Source organism: Streptomyces sp. NPDC127098, assembly GCF_042722465.1.
GTDB classification, from domain to species: domain Bacteria; phylum Actinomycetota; class Actinomycetes; order Streptomycetales; family Streptomycetaceae; genus Streptomyces; species Streptomyces millisiae.
This window is the reverse complement of sequence record NZ_JBHXFJ010000036.1, coordinates 1-18,847: the sequence shown is the minus strand read 5'-3', so window position 1 is coordinate 18,847 and position 18,847 is coordinate 1. Positions and strand designations below refer to the sequence as shown.

9 protein-coding genes are annotated in these 18,847 nt (G+C 76.4%); 3 read left to right on the top strand and 6 right to left on the bottom strand.

Going from position 1 to position 18,847, the window contains the following annotated elements; genetic code table 11:
• Positions 1-115 precede the first annotated feature (115 nt).
• Positions 116-664 (top strand): TerD family protein, encoded by a 549-nt coding sequence (locus tag ACFWI8_RS22075; RefSeq protein WP_387094241.1) that lies wholly within the window; start codon positions 116-118, stop codon positions 662-664.
• Here the strand turns inward: ACFWI8_RS22075 and ACFWI8_RS22070 are convergent.
• Genes ACFWI8_RS22070 through ACFWI8_RS22045 form a run of 6 tightly spaced genes read right to left on the bottom strand, consistent with a single transcriptional unit; the run spans position 627 to position 16,100 of the window.
• Positions 627-2,465, bottom strand: coding sequence for an ABC transporter ATP-binding protein (locus ACFWI8_RS22070; RefSeq protein WP_387094239.1), 1,839 nt, complete (start codon positions 2,463-2,465; stop codon positions 627-629). The genes ACFWI8_RS22075 and ACFWI8_RS22070 overlap by 38 nt on opposite strands.
• A gap of 50 nt (positions 2,466-2,515) precedes the next feature.
• The gene (locus ACFWI8_RS22065) at positions 2,516-3,712 is read right to left on the bottom strand and encodes a glycosyltransferase (RefSeq protein WP_387094236.1); all 1,197 of its coding nucleotides are present in this window, start codon (positions 3,710-3,712) and stop codon (positions 2,516-2,518) included.
• A complete protein-coding gene (locus tag ACFWI8_RS22060; protein ID WP_387094233.1) occupies positions 3,709-4,521 on the bottom strand; it encodes an alpha/beta fold hydrolase in 813 nt (270 codons plus the stop codon). The genes ACFWI8_RS22065 and ACFWI8_RS22060 overlap by 4 nt, the downstream gene beginning before the upstream one ends.
• Before the next feature lie 8 nt (positions 4,522-4,529).
• Positions 4,530-4,853 (bottom strand): acyl carrier protein, encoded by a 324-nt coding sequence (locus ACFWI8_RS22055; protein ID WP_387094230.1) that lies wholly within the window; start codon positions 4,851-4,853, stop codon positions 4,530-4,532.
• Position 4,854: 1 nt separating this feature from the next.
• On the bottom strand, positions 4,855-9,240 hold the full coding sequence (locus ACFWI8_RS22050) for a beta-ketoacyl synthase N-terminal-like domain-containing protein (protein ID WP_387094227.1): 4,386 nt from the start codon (positions 9,238-9,240) through the stop codon (positions 4,855-4,857).
• Entirely contained in the window at positions 9,237-16,100 is a 6,864-nt protein-coding gene (locus ACFWI8_RS22045) for an SDR family oxidoreductase (protein WP_387094225.1), read from the bottom strand. Before ACFWI8_RS22045 ends, ACFWI8_RS22050 begins: the two co-directional genes overlap by 4 nt.
• 444 nt (positions 16,101-16,544) lie before the next feature.
• Between ACFWI8_RS22045 and ACFWI8_RS22040 the strand changes: the two genes are divergently transcribed.
• A complete protein-coding gene (locus ACFWI8_RS22040) occupies positions 16,545-17,360 on the top strand; it encodes an SDR family NAD(P)-dependent oxidoreductase (protein WP_387094222.1) in 816 nt (271 codons plus the stop codon).
• An 18-nt stretch (positions 17,361-17,378) separates the two neighbouring features.
• Positions 17,379-18,524, top strand: a complete 1,146-nt coding sequence (gene dgoD, locus ACFWI8_RS22035; protein WP_387094219.1) for a galactonate dehydratase — start codon at positions 17,379-17,381, stop codon at positions 18,522-18,524.
• Positions 18,525-18,847 lie beyond the last annotated feature (323 nt).

Here is an 18,847-nt window from a genome sequence, read left to right as displayed (position 1 = left end):
GTTACGGGCGGCGGCGTGCGCGAGCGTGACAGTATGGACAACGGGGCGTGGCGTTCCGGCAGTTCAGCCGGGGGCGTGCGGCCCGAGGTCACTGACGGTTCGGAGGGGAGTTTCCGTGGGCGGTGCAAGCGGCGGCGCCAGCAAGGGCATCGGCAAGGTCGAGGTGGCAGTCAGGTGGGATCCCGCGCCGCTGGGCGCCCCGGCCCTGGACGTCGACCTCATCGGCGCGACCTACCGGGCGAACGACCCCCACGGTCAACCGGCCTATCTGGTGCACTTCGACAGCCGCTCCCCCGACGGCACCATCACCCTCAGCCGGGACAGCCGCACCGGTCAGGGCTTCGGCTACGACGAGGTGATCGTCCTGGAACTGGACCGCCTGGCACCGGAGTTCGTCCGGGTGGTGGTGGGCGTGGCCGTCCAGCAGCGGACCGGCCGGGTCACCTTCGGCGACCTCTCGGGCGCCGGCTTCCGGGTCCGCGAGGGCTACACGGTACTGGCGGAGAGCGACTTCGCGGCCGTCGCGGGCTCGACCGCCGCCACCGTCGCCGAGTTCACCAGGGACGCGCTGGGCGCCTGGTCGTTCCACGCGGTGCTGCGCGGCTTCGACGCCGAACCGGACGCGTTCACCCGGCTGATGGGCGGCGAGCCGGCCGCCGGCTGAGCGGCGGGGCCCCCGACTCTTCGTCCTCCTCCCCCACCAACAGCTGGGACGCGGCCAGTTCGCGGTAGAGCGCGTCGGAGGCGACAAGATCCTCGTGGCCGCCCACGGCGCGCACCCGGCCGTGTTCGAGGACCACGATCCGGTCGGCCCCGGTGACCGTGGAGAGCCGGTGGGCGATGAGGATGACCGTGCAGCGCCGGGCCGCCGAGTCCACCGCCTCCCGCAGCGCCTGCTCGTTCCTGGCGTCGAGTTGGGCCGTCGCCTCGTCGAGCAGCAGCACCTCGGGCCGGCGCAGCAGGGCCCTGGCGATGGCCAGGCGCTGCCGTTCGCCGCCGGACAGGGTGACGCCCCGGCTGCCGACGGGGGTGCGGAGCCCCTCGGGGAGCCGCGCCACCAGCGCGTCGAGGCGGGTCAGCCGCAACGCCTCGGCGATGTCCTCGGGCGGGGCGTCGGGCTGGGCGTAGCGCAGGTTCTCCTCCAGGGTGCCGGCCATCACCGGCGCGTCCTGCTCGACATAGGCGATGCGCCGGCGGACCTCGGCACGGCCGAGCTCGGCGATGTCGACGCCGCCGATGCGGATCCGGCCCGCGGTCGGCTCGTAGAAGCGCTGGAGCAGCGCGAAGGTGGTGGTCTTGCCGGCGCCCGAGAGCCCGACCAACGCCGTCTGGCCGCCGGCGGGGGCGGTGAAGGAGACGCCGCCGAGCGCGGGGCCACGGCCCGGGTAGGAGAACCGGACGTCGGCGAACTCGACGGCGGGCGGCGGGCCCTGGACCGGTCGCGGGGCGTGGTCGACGTCCTCCTCCACCGGCATCCGGCCCACCTCCTCGACGCGGCCGACCGCGCCGAGACCGAGTTGGAGGGTGCCGAGCCCCGCGACCAGCGAGCCGATGGGGCCGGCCAGGTAGAAGACGTAGAGCAGGAAGGCGATCAGCGCCGGGGCGGTCAGGTCGCCCGCGGCGACCAGCGCCCCGCCGACGCCGAGCACGGCGAGGAAGGCGGCCTGGACGGAGACGCCGGACAGCACCCGGACCCAGGCGGCGTAGCGGGCGCCGGTGAGGCCGGCCAGGTAGGCGCCCTCGATCGCCTCCTCGGCGGCGGCGGTCTCCCTGGCCTCGGCGCCGTTGGCCTTGACGGTGCGGGCCGCGCCGAGGGTGCGGTCCAGGGCGGCGCCGACCGCGCCCACCGACTCCTGGGCTCGGGACACGGCCCGCCTGATGCGTGGCAGCACCACCGTGAGCAGGGCGGTGACGGTCCCCAGCACGGCCACGGTCACGCCGAGCAGCCCGGCGTGCACGGTGCCCATCAGGACCAGGGCGCCGGCCATGCTGAGCGTGCCGTTGGCGACGTTGACCAGGCCCTCGGTGGCGGCGTTCTGCAGCAGGGTGCTGTCCGAGGTGACCCGGGCGATCAGGTCGCCGGGGGCGCGGCGGTCCAACTCCGGTACGCGCAGCCGGATCAGCCGGAAGACGAGATCACGGCGCACCTGGCGGACGACCCGCTCGGCGGTGCGCTGCTGCCACCAGGACTGCAGCCCGGTGAGGCCCGCGCCGGCCACCACGAGGGCGGCCAGCCATACGATCGGTCCCGTGGCGCTGTCCCCGGCCGCCAGGGCCTCCAACACGCGCTGGGCGACGAGCGGTTGGACGAGGCCCGAGACGCTGGCGGCCAGCACGAGCAGCAACGACGCGGCCAGCACCAGGCGGTGGGGGTGGGCGTAGCCGAACAGCACCCGCAGCGGGCCGGGTTCGGCGGCCGGCGACGGGGCGGGGGCGGGTGGTGGGGACGAGGGCGGTGCGGTCACGGACGCGGCCGTTGTCATCTGTGGTCCCGGGGTCGCGGTGGGGGCGCGGATCAGTGGGGCGCCGGAACACCGGCGCGGTGGGCGGCGATCGTCTCCAGGTGGTCGGCGGCCGCCGTGGCGCCGCCGGCCGCGCGGAAGCCGCGGCCGATCGCCGCCGCAGTGGCCCGGTGGCCGCCGGCGGGGTCGAGGACGGCGGCGATCGCGGCGCCGACCCGGGCCGCGTCGGCCCGGCCGAAGCGCAGCCGTACGCCGGCGCCCGCGGCCACCACCTGTCCCGCGACCAGGGGTTGGTCGTCCCTGATGGGGGCGACCACCAGTGGGACGCCGTGCCACAGCGACTCGCAGACGGTGTTGTGCCCGCCGTGGCAGACCACCGCGTCCAGGTGCGGCAGCAGGTCGAGTTGCGGCACCCGGTCGAGGACCAGCGGGTCGCCGTGCCCGTTTCCGAGCTCGGCGGGCAGGGTGTGGCCCGGGTCGAGGACGATGCCCTGGACCCGCTCGCGGGCGGCCCGCAGCGCGGCCAGTGACTCGGCGAGGAAGCGGCCGCCGACGTCGACGTTGGCGGTGCCCAGGGTGACCAGCACGACCCGGCGGCCCGGGTCGAGCCGGTGGAACGGGAAGGCGCCGGCCGCCGGTCGGGGCGCGATGACGGGCCCGACGAGTCGGACCCGGCCGTGCGGCAGCGGCGCGTCGCCGAGGAGTTCGCGCCCGGTGAAGGCGACGACGCCGTGCGGCGAGAACCGGGGGTCGCCGGTCGCGGCCGGGTCGCCGATCCGGTCGCGCAGCGCGCCGAGCAGCCGGGCGAGCCAGGCCCCGACCTTGGGCAGGCCGGCCAGCGGGTCGGCGAGTTCGGCCGAGGTGGTGGCCGAGGTGACGTACGGGATGCCGCGCCGCTCGGCGACCAGCGCGCCGGCCACCGCGTGCTGGTCGGTGACGACCAGGTCGGGCCGGAAGGCGTCGACGGCCGCGTGCACGCCGGGTGCCATCAGGTCGGCCAGCGGCACGAAGACGTCCCGCCACAGGAAGCGGAACGCGGCGGGCCCGGTCAGCTCGGGCGGCCGGCGCAGGTCGGTGCCCGGGAGGTCGCAGTCGTAGGCGACGGCGTCGGCGCCGACCAGCCGGGCGAGCTGGCCGGCGTGCCCCGCCCAGGCCACCTCGTGACCCTGCCGGCCCAGTTCGGCGGCGACGCCGACCAGCGGGTTGACGTGCCCGACCAGCGGCGGCACCACCAGCAGGAAACGCGTCACCGCACCGCCGTCCCGGCCAGGGTGTGCTCCCTGACCCAGTCGAGGATCAGCTCGCGGGTCTCCTCGGTGCGCTCGACCAGCACCGAGTGCCCTTGCTCGGGCAGGACCACGGCGCGGCAGTCGGCGACCTTGGCCGTCAGTTCGGGGACCTGGGCCGCGAGCCCGGACTCGTCGCCGAAGATGGCCAGCAGCGGGCGGGTGAGGGCGCTCAGGTCGTCCGCTATCACCCGGCCCGCGGGGACGTCGTCGGCCAGGGTGGTGGTCTCCAGGATGCGGCTGGCACCGCGCGAGAGGCGGGCGGTGTGCGCGCCGTGGTGGGCGGCGATCCAGTCGATGACCTCCTCCCTGGCCAGCCGCTCGCGCGCGTCGCCGAGCCCCGCGGCCATGTGCCGGGTCCACTCGGCGACCGGCGGCTCAGACTCGATCATGGTGACGGTGGCCACCCGCTCCGGGTGCCAGGCGGCCAGCGCGGCGGCCACGGTGCCGCCGAACGAGTTGCCCACCACGTGGACCGGGCGCCGCTCGCTCAACGCGTCGAGCAGCCCGGTGAGATCGCCGACGAACGACTCCAGCCGGTAGCCGGTGCGGGGCCGGTCGCTGCGGCCGTGGCCGCGCAGGTCGTACATGACGACGTCGACGCCGGCGGCGGCGAAGGCCGGGCCGAGGGTGAAGTAGTAGCTGGCGAGGCTGTCGGTGAGGAGGCCGTGCACGAAGACGACCACGGGGGGTTCGCCCGTCGCGTCGGCCCGGCGCGCGGCGTCGAGCCGCTGGACGTGGGTGGTGATCTCGCCGGTCGTGATCCTGGTCATCGGTCCGGTCAGCTCCGCTCGGTGGCGCGCAGCGAGCCGACGACGTGGTCCACGAGCTCGCCGACGGTGAGGGCGATGATCTCGTCGAGTTCGAGCTCGGCGATGAAGGTGGCGAAGTTGACGCGGTCGCCGTAGCGCTCGCGCAGCGCGCCGGAGAGCGTCACCAGGTCGATGCTCTCCAGCTCCAGGTCGTCGTGGAAGGTGGTGTCGCGGTCGATCTCGGCGTCGTCGAGGCCGGCGTCCGCCAGCAGGTTCCTGAGCATGTCGGCGATGTCGGCCAGCACCTCGTCGGGCTTCGGGGCGGTGGCCCGGGGGGTCCGGGTGGTGGTCATCTCACTCTCCAGTCGGGTTGTCGCCGGTGGTCCAGGCGACGGCGTACCGGCGCGGTGGCAGCGCCGGTGGATTGCGCACCTCGGCCACCCGCACCTGGTGGGTGGCGTCGCCGACGCCGACCAGCAGCCGCTCGGGCTCGGCGGCCAGCACCCGGTAGTCGGCCGGTCGACCGCGCAGGCCGGTGCCGCGGGCCTTGGCGACGGCCTCCTTGGCGGCCCAGAAGCGGGTGAACCAGGCGTGGGCGTCCGAGCCCGCGGACACGCGGTCGAGCAGGGCGCGCTCCTCGGGACCGCAGGCCGACTCGACGGTGGCGCGCGGGCGTTCGGTGATCTCCTCGATGTCGATGCCGCACGGGCCGCGTCCGGCGATGGCGACGCCGGCCTCGGCACGGTGCGCGATGGACACGGTGAGGCCGGCCACGTCGCGGCCGTGGACGCCCACGGGGACCGGCCGGCCGGCCGCGTCGTTGCGGACGGCGATCTCGGCCGGGTAGATCTCGCCGGCGCCCTCCGCCCACAGCACGCGGCGCAGCGCGTCCTTGGCGGCGATCCGGCCGAGCAGCCACTGCCGGCGGCGGACCGGGGGCAGCGCCGCGTAGGCGGCGCGCTCGGCGCCGCCGAGGACGTTCCGCATCAGCAGCTCGCGGGTCGCCAGGTCGGGCCAGCGCTCGTGCACCAGCGTCCAGCCGCCGTCCGCCGGCGTGGAGAGGATGTGCCGGCCCGGGTAGCGGTCGACGGCCCTGATGCCGGGGTCGGTGTCGAACCGCCGGTCGGTCCAGCCGGTGAACTCGGCCCAGACCCGGCCCTGGTGGACCAGCTGCATGTCGGCGGTGAGGGTGGACTCGGTGACGGCGCCGATCCTGATCAGGCAGTCGAAGCGGGTGCCGGCCGCCGGGGGCGGGCCGTGGAAGGTGACGCGGTCCATCCGCACCGGGAACACGGTGGTGCGCTCGGTGCGGCTGGCCATGATCCAGTAGCCGAGGAGCTGGCCGACGTTGTCCAGCAGGGCGCCCGGCGCGGCGGGGGCGGTGATGACGCCGCGCAGGTGCCGGTCGCCGATGGCGGTGAGCTCGGTGACGCCCTGGAACGCCGGGCCGTGGAACATCCACCGCTCGCGGTACAGCTGCTCGGCCCGCATCGCGGGCACCCGCTCGGTCGCCGGGTCGAAGCGCCACGGGGCGGGCGGCGCGGGGTACTCGGCCGCCAGGCCGACGGTGGCGGCGGCGAAGCCGGTCAGCCCGACCTCGATCTCGCCGGCCCCCGACCGCCGGGCGGTGACGGGAAGTTCGACGGCCGGCACGGCCTCGATCCACTTCAGCAGCCGCACGTCCCGCACCGCCACGGCCCGCGCCGCGGGGCCCGCGGCCCGCTCGGCGACCGTCATGAGGTGCGAGACGGCGGTCGTCGCCGGCACGACCGGCCACCGGTCCCCGTCGTCCGGCCACCCGGGCCGCTGCCGGAAGAAACAGTGGTCGAGCAGGTACGGCATCTCCGCGACGTCGACCCGCCAGACCGCCGGCCCGGCGACGTCGGGCCTCGGGGCCAGCGAGCCAGCACCCCCCGACCCAGGGCGCGAGGGCGGGTGGGTGGGGGGCGAACCGCCGGCCGTCGTCAGCACGGCGGCGGCCGTGGACGCCGTTTCGGCGAGGAACGCGGCGAGTTCGGCCGCCACGGGGTGGTCGACGGCGGCGAGCGCGCCAGTGGTCAGCAGGCCGCGCGTGGTCGGGGGGAGGGAGACCAGCGGGCCGCCGAGGGCGAGGCGGACCCCGCTTCGGCGGCGGGCGCGGAGCGGTGTGCTGTCGGGCTCCGCGCCGCCCACCCACAACGCCGTGACGACCCGGCTGAGTTGGGCCAGGCAGTCGCGGACGGGCGCGTGCGCGGCGACCACCACGCGGTCGCGGCCGGCGAGCGTGTCGTCGATCAGCGAGCCGAGTTGGCCCGCGCCCAGTTGCACGAAGGCGCGGAAGCCGGCGTCGTGGAGGGCGCCGATCAGCGGCCTGAACCGGACCGGTTCGAGCAGGTGGCGGACGAACAGCTTCCGCACGGCCGCCGGTTCCGCCGGGTAGGGGGCGGCGGTGGTGGCCGACCAGACGGGCGTGGTCGGGACGTGCGGCGTGTAGACCTCGGCGGCGCGCCGGATGGGGCCGAGGTAGGGGGCGAGCATCGGGGTGTGGAAGCCGGAGCGGAACGGCAGGATCCCCGCGATGACGCCGCGCTCGCGCAGCGCGGTGACCAGTTCCTCGACGGCCGGCTCGGGGCCGCAGACCATCGACTGGTTGGGGGCGTTGTCGTGGGAGAGGACCACGTCCCGCCGGCCGGCCAGTTCCTCGCACGCCCGCTCGGCCGGCATGCCGAGCACCGCGAACGCCAGGCCCGGCACCCGCAGCGCGTCCGGGTCGAAGTCGGCGAGGAAGGCGTCCACTTCGGCGGCGGCGTGGATGCCGCCGCTGACCATCGCGGTCCACTCCCCCACGCTGTGTCCCGCTACCGCGTCGGGGACGACGCCGACCCGGCGCAGCGCCACGTCGAGCAGCCGGCCGAGTTGGAGGACGGCGGCGCCGTGCCGCCCGAGGTCGCCGACCCTGGCCCGGGCGGGCACCGGCCGCCCGAGCCAGGCGGCGAGCGCGTCGGCCCTGGGCTCGAACTCGGCCTCCAGACCGGGGAAGACGAAGGCGATCCGGCCTCCGGCGGGGCCGAGCAGCGGGCGCGGCCCGAACCAGACGTCGCCGCGGCCGCGCCAGGGCGCGCCCCTGGCGACGGCCTTGCGGGCCAGCGCGAGCCGGCGGGCGGTGGGGTCGACCACGCCGAGCCTGGCCGGGCCGGCGTCGCGCGCGGTGTCGTCGAGGCCGGCCGCGAGCACCGTGGAGTCGTCGGCGGCCAGCAGCGCCGCGAGCGCGTCGGCGTCGGGGGCGGCGAGTCGCAGCACGCGTTCGGGTTCCGTGACGGTGACGGCGGGCGGGCGGCGCGCCGAGGTGGTGGCGGGGGCCTCAAGGACGACATGGGCGTTGATCCCGCCGAAGCCGAAGGCGTTGACGCCGGCCCGCCGGGGGGCGCCGTCGGCCGGCGGCTCCCATGGCGCGGCCTCGGCGAGCGGCGCGAACCGGGTGGCGGCGAGGGCGGGGTTGGGTTCCTCGCAGTGCAACGTCGGCGGCAGCACCCCGTGGTGGACGGCGAGCGCGGCCTTGATCAGGCCGGCGATGCCGGCCGCCGGCATGGTGTGGCCGATCATCGACTTGACCGAGCCGACGGCGGCCCTCCGCCCGTCGGGTGGGCCGAACACCTCGGCGAGGGTGGCGAGTTCGGCCCGGTCACCGGCCGGGGTCGCGGTGCCGTGCGCCTCCAGGAGGCCGAGCGCCCCCGGGGCGCGCGGGTCGAGACCGGCCGCCGCCCAGGCCAGCCGCACGGCGCGGGCCTGGCCGCCGGGGTCGGGGTTGAGCAGGCTGGCGGACCGGCCGTCGCTGGCCACGCCGGTGCCGCGCACCACGGCGTAGATCCGGTCGCCGTCCCGCTCGGCGTCGGCGAGCCGCTTGAGGACGACGACGCCGGTGCCCTCGCCGATCAGCACACCGTCGGCGTCCCGGTGGAAGGGGCGGATGCGCTCGGTCGGCGAGAGGGCGCCGAGCTGGCTGAAGACGCTCCACAGGGTGATGTCGTGGCAGTGGTGCACCCCGCCGGCCAGCATCAGGTCGCAGCGCCCGGTGGTGAGTTCGCGCACCGCGTGGTCGACGGCGACCAGCGAGGAGGCGCAGGCGGCGTCCACGGTGTAGGCGGGGCCGCGCAGGTCGAGGCGGTTGGCGACCCGGGACGCGGCGAGGTTGGGCACCAGGCCGATGGCCGACTCGGGCCGCTCGGGGCCGAGTCGGTCGGTGAACGAGGCGCGGACGCGGTCGAGCCGTGCCTCGTCGAGCTCGGGCGCCAACTCTCGGAGGGTGTGGACCAGTTGGCTGGCGGTGCGGACCCGCTGGTCAAGGCGGACCAGGCCGGGGGTGAGGTAGCCGCCGCGGCCGAGGACGACGCCGGCCCTGGTCCGGTCGGCGGGCAGCGCCGACCCGCCGCCGGCGTCCCCGACGGCCCGGTGGGCCACGTGCAGGGCGATCAGCTGGTCGGGCTCGGTGCCCGGTACAGAGGCCGGCATGACGCCGAACCCGGCGGCGTCGAACTCGGTGGCCGCGTCGACGAAGCCGCCGCGCCGGCAGTAGACGCGGTCGGCGCGCCGCGGCCCGGCCGGCCGGTAGTACTCGGCGTCCCAACGGTCCGCCGGGACCTCGCCGATGGCGTCGACGCCGTGGGTGATGTTGTGCCAGTAGGTGTCGAGGTCGCCGGCGCCCGGCAGGAGCACGGCCATGCCGACGACGGCGACCGGGGGCTGTTCCGGCACGCGCGTCACCACCCGGACGCCGCGTAGACCACCGCGTGGGTCTCGGAAGCGCCCCAGGCCAGCTCGCGGAGCAGGGCGAGCGGGCCCTCCTCCGGGTCGATGAGACCGATGCCGCGGGCGGCGTAGGAGCGCGTCAGCTCGGGGGTCACCATGCCGCCGCCCGTCTCGCCCGGCGCCCAGGGACCCCAGTGGACGGTGAGGCCGCGACGTCCCGGCGCCGACCACTGGCGGCCGAGCTCCTGCAGGGCGTCGTTGGCCGCCGCGTAGTCGCTCTGGCCGCGGTTGCCGAGGGCGGCGGCGATGCTGCCGAAGAGCACGGCGAACCGGGGGGATCTGGGGAGCGCGCCGACGGCGTCGAGCAGGGTGCGGGCGCCGTCGACCTTGGTGGAGAAGACCCGCCGGAAGGACTCGGGCGTCTTCTCGGCGATCAGCTTGTCCTCGATGACGCCGGCCGCGTGCACGACGCCGTCGATCCGGCCGTGTTCGGCGTGGATGTCCTTGACGGTGGCGCGCACCGCCTCGGCGTCGAGAACGTCGACCGAGTGGTAGCGGACCGGGCTGCCGAGGGCGCGCAGCTCGACGAGGGTGGCGCGGACCTCGCGTTCGGCGAGGGTGGCCGCGACGGCGCGCTCGACGGCGGCGGGCGAGGTGTGGCCGGCGGCGAGGTAGGCGGCGCGCAGCGCGGAGCGGTCGGCGGCGCCGGCGGTGGCCGGGTCCTCGGTGGCCGCGGGCACCGGGGTCCGGCCGAGTAGTTCGAGGCGGCACCGGCCGACGGCGGCGACGGCGCGGGCGAAGCGGGCGGTGATGCCGCGGGCGCCGCCGGCGAGCAGCAGCACGGAGTCGCGGTCGAGGCCGAGGGCGGCGGCCTCGGCGGCGCCGTCGCCGGCCGGTCCGGCGCCGGTGGCGGCCAGCGGGCCGAGGTCGGCGGGGGTGAGGCGGAGGGCGCGACGGCGGCCGCCGTCGGCGAGGACGACGGGTTCGCGGTCGGTCGCGGAGAGTTCGGCGAGTACGCGGTCGGCGAGCGCCTCGGTGGTCTCGGCCGACCCGACGCGCAGCAGGGTGGCGTGCAGCTCCGGGTACTCGCGGGCGATGGTGCGGAACAGGCCGCGTAGCCCGGTGGCAGGGCCCGTGGCGCGCTCGACGGCGAGCAGTCGGCGGGGGGCGCGGGCGAGCAGGGTCTTGAGCAGGGGGAACGCCTCGGGCAGCGGGGACTCGGTGCCGTCGTGCGGGTCGAGGGCGTCGAGGTAGAGGACGGTGTCGGCGGCGCCCTCCGGGAGCCGGCCGGTGGGGGCGGCCTGGGCGGTGGCGCCGGCCCTGGTCAGACGGGCGGCGAGCGCGGTGGCGAGGTCGCCGCCGCCGACGAGGTGGACGGTGGTGCCGGGCGGCGGACCGCCGGTGGGCTCGGGCAGTTCGTGTTCGGTGAACTCCAGGCGGCGCGGGGCCTCGACGCGGGGCGCCGGGGCGGCGGTCGCCCCGGCCGCGGGCTCCGCGACGGGGGCGGGCTCCGGTGCCGGTTCCCGGGCCCCGCCGCCGAGGCCGGTCTCCAGCAGCGCGGCCAGGCCGGCCGCGGTGCGGGCCGTGCCCAGCTGGTCGAGGTCGGCGGCGGCGCCGGCAGGGAGGCCGAGCCGGGTCGCCAACTCGCCGGCGATCTCGGCCCGTTTGATCGAGTCGACGCTGAGGTCGGCCTCCAGGTCGAGGTCCGGCTCGATCATCTCGGCGGGGTAGCCGGTGCGTTCGGAGACGACGGCCAGCACCGCGCCCAGCACGTCGCGCGGCGCGGCTGGTGTGTCGGGCGTGGCGGGCGTGGCGGGCGCGGCCGGCCGGGCGGCGGTGCCGGACGCCGTCGCGGCTTCGAGGGCGGCGGTGGGTGGGGCGGTGGGGCCCGGTGGGGCCGGCGGCGACGCGGGGGCCGCGCCGGCGCCGAGGTAGCCGAGCAGGACGTCGCGCTGGGCGGCGACCAGTTCCCGGCTGGTCCGCAGGAACTCGGCTATCAGGGCGTCGGGGCCCGACGGGTGGGCCCCGTGCTGCTGGGGGTCCTGGGGCATGATGCGCTCCGTGACGAGGCGTGGGGGTTGGAGGGCGCCGGGCACGGGGGTGCCGTCGGCGCGGCGGACGACCCGGCCGTCGACGGTCCAGCCGGGTGGTGTGGGGGTGGCGGCGGTCTCGGGGTCGACGGCGTCGCGACCGGTCAGGAGCCGCCCGGCGCGCACGTCGACGCCGGCGACGGCGAGTCGGGCGAGCGCGGTCAGCAGCCCCGGCAGTCCGGGGCTTCGGTGGTCGTCCAGGGCGACGGTGGTGTGCGGGCGGTCCTCGAGGATGGCGTCGACCAGGCGGCCGAGCACCCGTCCTGGACCGACCTCGACGAAGACGCTGGCCCCGGCGGCGTACATGGCCTCGATCTGTTCGGTGAAGCGGACCGGGGCGCCGATCCCCTCGGCCAGCCCGGCGATGACGGCCTCCGGGTCCCGGGGGTAGAGCGTGGCGGTGCGGTTGGCCCAGACGTCGAACGCGGGCGCGCCGACGGCGAGTCGCGACAGATGGCGGGCGAAGACGGCTCCGGCGCCGGCGACCCGGGGACTGTGGAAGGCGCAGGCCACCCTGAGGGGCTTGGTGGCGAAGCCGGCGTCGCGCAGCACCGCCGTCGCCTCCGTCAGGGGGGCGGTGGGGCCCGAGATCACGGTCTGGCGTGGCGCGTTGTGGTTGGCGACGACGATCTGCTCGGCGGCGGCCGAGCCGCGCAGCGACTCCTCGATCTGGGCGGGGGTGGCGGCGATGGCGGCCATGCCGCCCGGGTCGCCCGAGCTGACCTGGGCGAGGATGGCCTCGGCCCGGGCGGCGCTCGCGGTCAGCACGTCGGCGGGGGCGAGGGCGCCGGCGACGCCGAGTGCGACCAGCTCGCCGTAGCTGTGCCCGGCCGCCATGTCGGGCCGCACGCCGAGCTGGGCCAGCAGTTCGGCCGCCGCCGACTCGACGAGGCCGAGGGCGGGTTGGGCGACGGCGGTGTCGGTGATCCGGTCCTGCCGCAGCCGTTCGCCCGCCTCGTCGAAGGCGGCGGGCGGGTAGATCCGGTCGGCCCAGCGGGCGCCGGCCGTGAGGTGGCGCTGGAGTTCGGGGAAGGCGACCAGCAACTCGGCGAGCATGCCGGGGCGTTGGCTGCCCTGGCCGGGGAAGAGGAAGGCAAGCTTCCCGGGTTCGCCGGCGTCGGGCGGGGCGGTGTGGATGCCGTCGGCCGGCGCGGACTCGCCGTTCGCGGCCCGGCGCAGCAGGGTGGGCAGGGCGTCGAGGCGGTCCACGACGAGGGCGAGGTGGACGGGTTCGCCGCGGGCCGCGGCGAGGTCGGCGCGGCGGGCGGCCTGCCGGGCGTGGTCGCGCAGCCGCCAGGGTCCGCCGCGTTCCACCAGGGCGAGCAGCGAGGCGGCGGCGGCGCGGGCGGTCGCGGCGTCGCGGCCGCGGAAGAGCAGCAGTTCGGCTGGCCATTCGTCGAGGGCGTGCGCGGCGGGCGGTTGTTGGTACGCGCGTAGCACGACGTGGAAGTTGGTGCCGCCGAAGCCGAAGGCGCTGACCCCGGCGATCCGCCGGTCGGGTGCGGCGGCCCAGGGCAGTGCCTCGGTGTGGAAGGCGAACGGGCTGCTCGCCGCGGACCACGCCTCGTTGGGCCGGGTGAGGTGCAGGGTGGGTGGTCGCACGCCGTGGTAGAGGGCGAGGGTGGCCTTGATCAGGCCGGCGAGCCCTGCGGCGCACTTGGTGTGCCCGATCTGGGACTTGACCGAGCCGATGACACAACTCCCGGGCACGGCCCCCGCCTCCTCGAACACCTCGGTGAGGGTGGCGAGTTCGGTGCGGTCGCCGACCACCGTGCCGGTGCCGTGGGCCTCGATCAGGCCGATGTCGGCCGGCGACACGCGGGCGTTGGCGTAGGCGCGGGTGAGCGCGGCGCGCTGCCCCTCAGGGCGGGGCGCGGTGAGGCCGAGGGCGCGGCCGTCGCTGGCGCTGCCGACGCCGTCGATGACGGCGTAGATCCGGTCGCCGTCGCGCTCGGCGTCGGCGAGCCGCTTGAGCACCACGCAGGCCACCCCCTCGCCCAGCGCGATGCCGTCCGCGGACTGGTCGAAGGTGGCGGAGCGGCCGCTGGGCGAGAGCGCGTGCACGGAGGAGAAGAGGAGGTAGTCGTTGATGCCGTTGTGCAGGTCGGCGCCGCCGCAGAGCACCAGGTCGCTGGTGCCGGCGAGCAGTTCCTTGCAGGCGGCGTCGACGGCGGTGAGCGAGGAGGCGCAGGCGGCGTCCACCGTGTAGTTGGCGCCGCCGAGGTCGAGTCGGTTGGCGATCCGGCCGGCGATGACGTTGGCGAGCATCCCGGGGAAGGAGTCCTCGGTGAGGCGGGGCAGTTGCTCGTCGAGCGCGGCCGGGACGGTGCCGAGGTAGCCGGGCAGCACGCTGCGCAGGGCGCTGGCGTTGGAGAGGTCGCTGCCGGCCTCGGTGCCGAAGATCACCGAGGTGCGGCGGTGGTCGGCGTCGGGACCGGCGTAGCCGGCGTCGGCCAGGGCGCGGCTGGCGGCCTCCAGGGCCAGCAGTTGGACGGGCTCGATGGCGGCGAGCGAGGCGGGCGGGATGCCGTAGCGGAGCGGGTCGAAGGGGATGGGTGGCAGGAAGCCGCCCCACCTGGACGGGGTGCGTTCGCCGTCGCCCTCCGGGTCGTAGTAGAGCTCGGGGTCCCAGCGGTCGGGTGGGACCTCGGTGACGCAGTCCCGGCCGGCCAGGACGTTGGCCCAGAAGGCCGACAGGTCCTGGGCACCGGGGAACATCCCGGCCATGCCGACGACAGCCACCCGCAGCGGCTCGGGCGCGCCTTCCGGCACGTCCCGCTCCGCCCGCCCGGGCGCGGGCAGCCCGAGGCGGTCGCGCACCTGGGCGGCGCGGGCGCGCAGCCAGCGTTCCGCGCCCTCGGAGACCGACGCGTGGAGGTCGGCGAGGGTGGTGACCCGGTCCCGCAGCGCGACGGCCTCGCCGGCCATGAACATGCCCTCGGCGGCCTGGCGGCGTTCGTCGACGGCGCGCAGCTCGGCGCCGACCCGTTCGACGCCCTTGCTGGCGAGCCGGAGTCGACCCACGTTGAACCGCTCGAGCCGCTCCCAGATCTCGCGCTCGGGGACGCCCTCGGCCCGCAGCTCGGCGCGCAGCCGTGCGAAGTCGGCGCCGAAGGCGCTGCGGGCGCAGCGGGTGGCGTGTCCCGGCGCGGTCTCCAGCAGCTCGGTGTCCTCGGCGGCGACGACGTGGCGCTGGAACAGCGGCCTGATGGCGCCGGCCGCCACGGCCTCCTCGGTGAACAGGTAGGCGGTGCCCATGAGCACACCGGTGGCGACGCCGGCGCGGGTGAGCGGGGCGGCCAGGGCCGCGGTCATGGCGGCCGACCGCTCGTCGTGCACGCCGCCGGCGAAGAGCACGGAGAGCCGGGCGCCGTCCGGCTCGCCGGCGAGGTGGTCGAGCAGCACCTCCAACTGCGCCTCCCAGAGCGGGAAGCTGTTGCGCGGCCCGACGTGGCCGCCGCACTCGGCGCCCTCGAACACGAACCGGCGGGCGCCGGCGGCGAGGAACTGCCGCAGCAGCCCGGGCGACGGCACGTGCAGGAAGGTGGTGATGCCCTCGGCCTCCAGGGCGGCGGCCTGGGCCGGGCGGCCGCCCGCGACGATGGCGTGGGTGGGGCGTACCCGTCGCACGACGTCGAGTTGGGCGGTCCTGACGGCCTCGTCGGCGAAGCCGAGGATGCCGACGCCCCAGGGCGCGTCGCCGAGGGCGGCGCTGGTGCGCTCCAGCATGTCGCGGGTCCGCTCGGCGTCGGAGAGGGCCAGGGCGAGGAACGGCAGGCCGCCGTGGGCGGCGATCTCGGCGGCGAACTCGGGCTGGTCGCTGACCCGGGTCATGGGCCCCTGCACGACCGGGAGGCGGGTGCCGAGGACGCGGGTGGCGGGGGCGCCCGTGCCGAGCGCGGTGGCCGGCCGCTCGTCGCGCACCGCGTCGGCGACGGCCCGGCGCACGCCGCGCACGGCCTCGGTGACGGTGGTCCAGCGGCGGGCGAAGGCGGCGGCCAGCGGCGCGTCCTGACCGACCGGCAGCAGCCCGGTGCGTGGGTCGGCGCCCACCCGGGCGAGGAACTCGGCCGGGTCGTCCGGCAGTTCCGGCGCCCCGGGGCCGCGCCGCCGGAGCACCCGTACGCCGTGGCGGCGGACGGTCTCGGTGCCGTCGAGGGTGGCCAGGGTCTCGGTGACGTCCAGCGGCAGGGCGGCCTCGTCGAACAGGGCGAGCTGGGTGTCGAGCACGACGCCGGCCGCGCCGCCGACGACCGCGGCGGCGGCCGTGTGTGGTCCGATGCCGCCGGCGGCCCAGACGGGCAGGGCGTCGCCGAGGCCGGCCAGCACCTGTTGGAGCAGCACGAAGGTGCTGGCGCCGCCGGACCTGCCGCCGCACTCCGAGCCCCGGACGATCAGCCCGGCGGCGCCGGCGTCGGCCGCGGCGCGGGCCTGGTCGAGGTCGGTGACCTCGACGAGCACCCGACGCCCGGGGAACTCGGCCGGGGCGCGCCCGGGGTCGGCGAGCAGCACGGTGGCGGCGGCCTCCGGCAGTGCGGCCGGGGCGAGGGGGCAGCCGGGCCGCACCCGGACGCCGAAGGGCGCGCTCGACCAGCCGACGGTGCGGTCCAGCGCCTCGACGGCGCCGCGCGCGTCGCCGTCGGGCAGTTCGAGGACGCCGAGCGCCCCGGCTCGCGCGGCGGCGACGGTGAGCCGCGGCGAGGGGCGGTGCAGGGGGTTGACCACGACGACGAGACACGACTGCGGGGGCTGGGGCGGGGATGGGTGCGGGGTTTGGGGGGACATGCCGGGCTCCGGCATCCGCATGGACTCTCCCGACTCACGATCATGAGACAAGCAGACGTCCGCATTACACGCAGCCCGTTTCGCCCAGTCAACCGCCCGCCCAGGGGGGAAGGTGACGGTGTGTGAGCGACTGATCGGGGCGCGCGGGATACCGTCGGCGGGCCGTCGGAGCGCGAGCTGGCGCTTCTCGCCGCCTTCACTCTGAGACAACGTCGATGACACAGCGCTGCCACGGCCAGGCAATCTACGCGGATCACCGATCCGGCGCCGCTGTGGGCCATGTCACAGCCTTGCACGCGGCACTCCCACGGCGCTGAACGCACCCAGCGGCGCACACATCCGGCGCGCACGCCGCCTCCAGGGGCGCACACGAAATACGAACGCCCCATCGAGGGGCTTGGCAACCCTCAATAATTAACATTTAATATCATCGAGCTTCAGGTCATGTGCCCGGGACGGCACCCGAGGAAGACACCGGAGGACGACGTGCCCACTCCCCCACCCGCCGCGGGTCGGTTCGCCGGCCGTTGCGTCCTGGTCACCGGGGCCGCCTCCGGGATCGGCGCGGCCACCGCGCGGCGCCTCGCCGCCGAGGGCGCCGGGGTGCTCGTCGCCGACGTGGCGCGGGAAGCGGGCGAGGCGCTGGCCGGGGCGATCACCGAGGCCGGCGGCCGAGCCGCGTACCAGCACTGCGACGTCTCCGACGAGGCGGCCTGGCAGGCGGCGGCACACGCCGCGGAACGGCACTTCGGCCCGGTCACCGGGCTGGTCAGCAACGCCGCCACGGCCACCATCGCCCCCGCCGACGCCACCGAACTCGCCGACTGGAACCGCCAGCTGTCGGTCAACCTCACCGGCGCCTTCCTCGGGTTCCGCGCCTGCCTGCCTGGCCTGCGCCACACCGGCGGCGCGGCCGTGCTGGTCTCCTCCGTGCACGCCTGGTTCGGCCTGCCGGGACGTCCTGCCTACGCCGCGGGCAAGGCAGGACTCACCGGCCTCGCCCGGCAACTCGCCGTCGAGTACGGCCCCGAGGTGCGGGTCAACGCGGTGCTGCCAGGCCCCGTCCTGACCCCGGCCTGGGAGCGCGTCGGCGAGGAGGACCGGCGCGCCACCGCGGCCGAGACCGCCGCCCGCCGCCTCGGCCGGCCCGAGGAGGTGGCGGCCGCCGTCGCCTTCCTCCTCTCCGACGACGCCTCCTTCGTCACCGGCGCCTCGTTGGCGGTGGACGGTGGCTGGAGCGTGCTGAAGAACAGTTCCTAGGAGTACCGGAGTAACGCCTTGAAGATCACCCGCGTCGAGACCTTCGCCGTCCCGCCCCGCTGGCTGCTGTGCCGCGTCGAGACCGACGACGGCGTCGTCGGCTGGGGCGAGCCGGTCGTCGAGGGGCGTGCCGCCACGGTGCGCACCGCCGTCCACGAACTCGCCGAACTCCTCGTCGGCAAGGACCCGTCCCGCATCGAGGACCACTGGCAGCTGATGACCAAGGGCTCGTTCTACCGCGGCGGCCCGGTGCTCTCCAGCGCGGTCGCCGGCCTCGACCAGGCCCTGTGGGACATCGCGGGCAAGACGCTCGGCGTGCCGGTGCACGTGCTGCTCGGCGGCCCCGTCCGGGACCGGGTGCGGGCCTACAGCTGGGTCGGCGGGGACGACCCGGCCGAGGTGGCGGACTCGGTGACGGCCCAGGTCGAGGCGGGCTTCACCGCCGTCAAGATGAACGCCAGCGGGCGGATGAACCGCCTCGCCACCGTCACCGACCTGAACCGGATCGTGGGGCGCGCCGAGGCCGCGCGTGAGGCACTCGGCCCGGACCGGGACTTCGCCATCGACTTCCACGGCCGCTTCACCGCGGCCAACGCCCGCAAGGTGCTGCCGCGACTCGCCCACACCAACCCGCTCTTCGCCGAGGAGCCGGTGCTGCCCGAGTACACCCACCTGCTGGGCGACCTGGTGGCCGCCTCGCCCGTGCCGATCGCCACCGGCGAGCGGCTCTACTCACGCACCGACGCGCTGCCGGCCGTCCAGGCCGGGGTGGCGGTCCTCCAGCCCGACCTCTCGCACGCCGGTGGCATCTCGGAGGTTCGCCGCATCGCCGCGCTCGCCGAGACCTTCGACGTCCAGATCGCCCCACACTGCCCGCTCGGCCCGGTCTCGCTGGCGGCCAGCCTGCAGATCGCCTTCGCCACGCCGAACTTCCTGATCCAGGAGCAGAGCATCGGCATCCACTACAACACCGGCGCCGAGGTGCTGGACTACGTGGTGGACCGGGAGGTCTTCCGCTTCCACGAGGGCCACTTCAACCGCCCCACCGCACCCGGCCTCGGCATCGAGGTCGACGAGGCCGCCGTCCGCGCCGCGAACGACTCCCAGCCGTCCTGGCACAGCCCGATCTGGCGCCACCAGGACGGCTCCCACGCGGAGTGGTGACCCGTCGCCCTGGCGGGCTGATGGCCCTCGAAGGGGCAGGTTGTCCCCGGACCCGTCCTCCGGATCCTCGTGGCCAGGGCTGGCTGGGTGGATTGCCCTGTGCGGTTGGGGACGCGGCTGGCGGGTGGTCACAAGGCGCCGCACGCGGCGGAGCCGCACGCCGGCAGCGGCGCAGCTCGCACGTGGCCGTACTCGCGCGCACCGTCGATATGCCGCTCCGCGGCGTGAGGCGACGCAGCCCGGGGGCACCTCCCGGACGGAGTCCGGGAGCGCGTCACCAGCCCGCGAGAAGCTGGCGGCTCGCCCCGGCCGAAAGGCCGGGG

Coding starts and splice junctions, on each gene's coding strand:
- ACFWI8_RS22060 (WP_387094233.1), bottom strand. CDS start 4,521: ATGACCAGGATCACGACCGGCGAGATCACCACCCACGTCCAGCGGCTC.
- ACFWI8_RS22055 (WP_387094230.1), bottom strand. CDS start 4,853: ATGACCACCACCCGGACCCCCCGGGCCACCGCCCCGAAGCCCGACGAG.
- ACFWI8_RS22045 (WP_387094225.1), bottom strand. CDS start 16,100: ATGTCCCCCCAAACCCCGCACCCATCCCCGCCCCAGCCCCCGCAGTCG.
- ACFWI8_RS22040 (WP_387094222.1), top strand. CDS start 16,545: ATGTGCCCGGGACGGCACCCGAGGAAGACACCGGAGGACGACGTGCCC.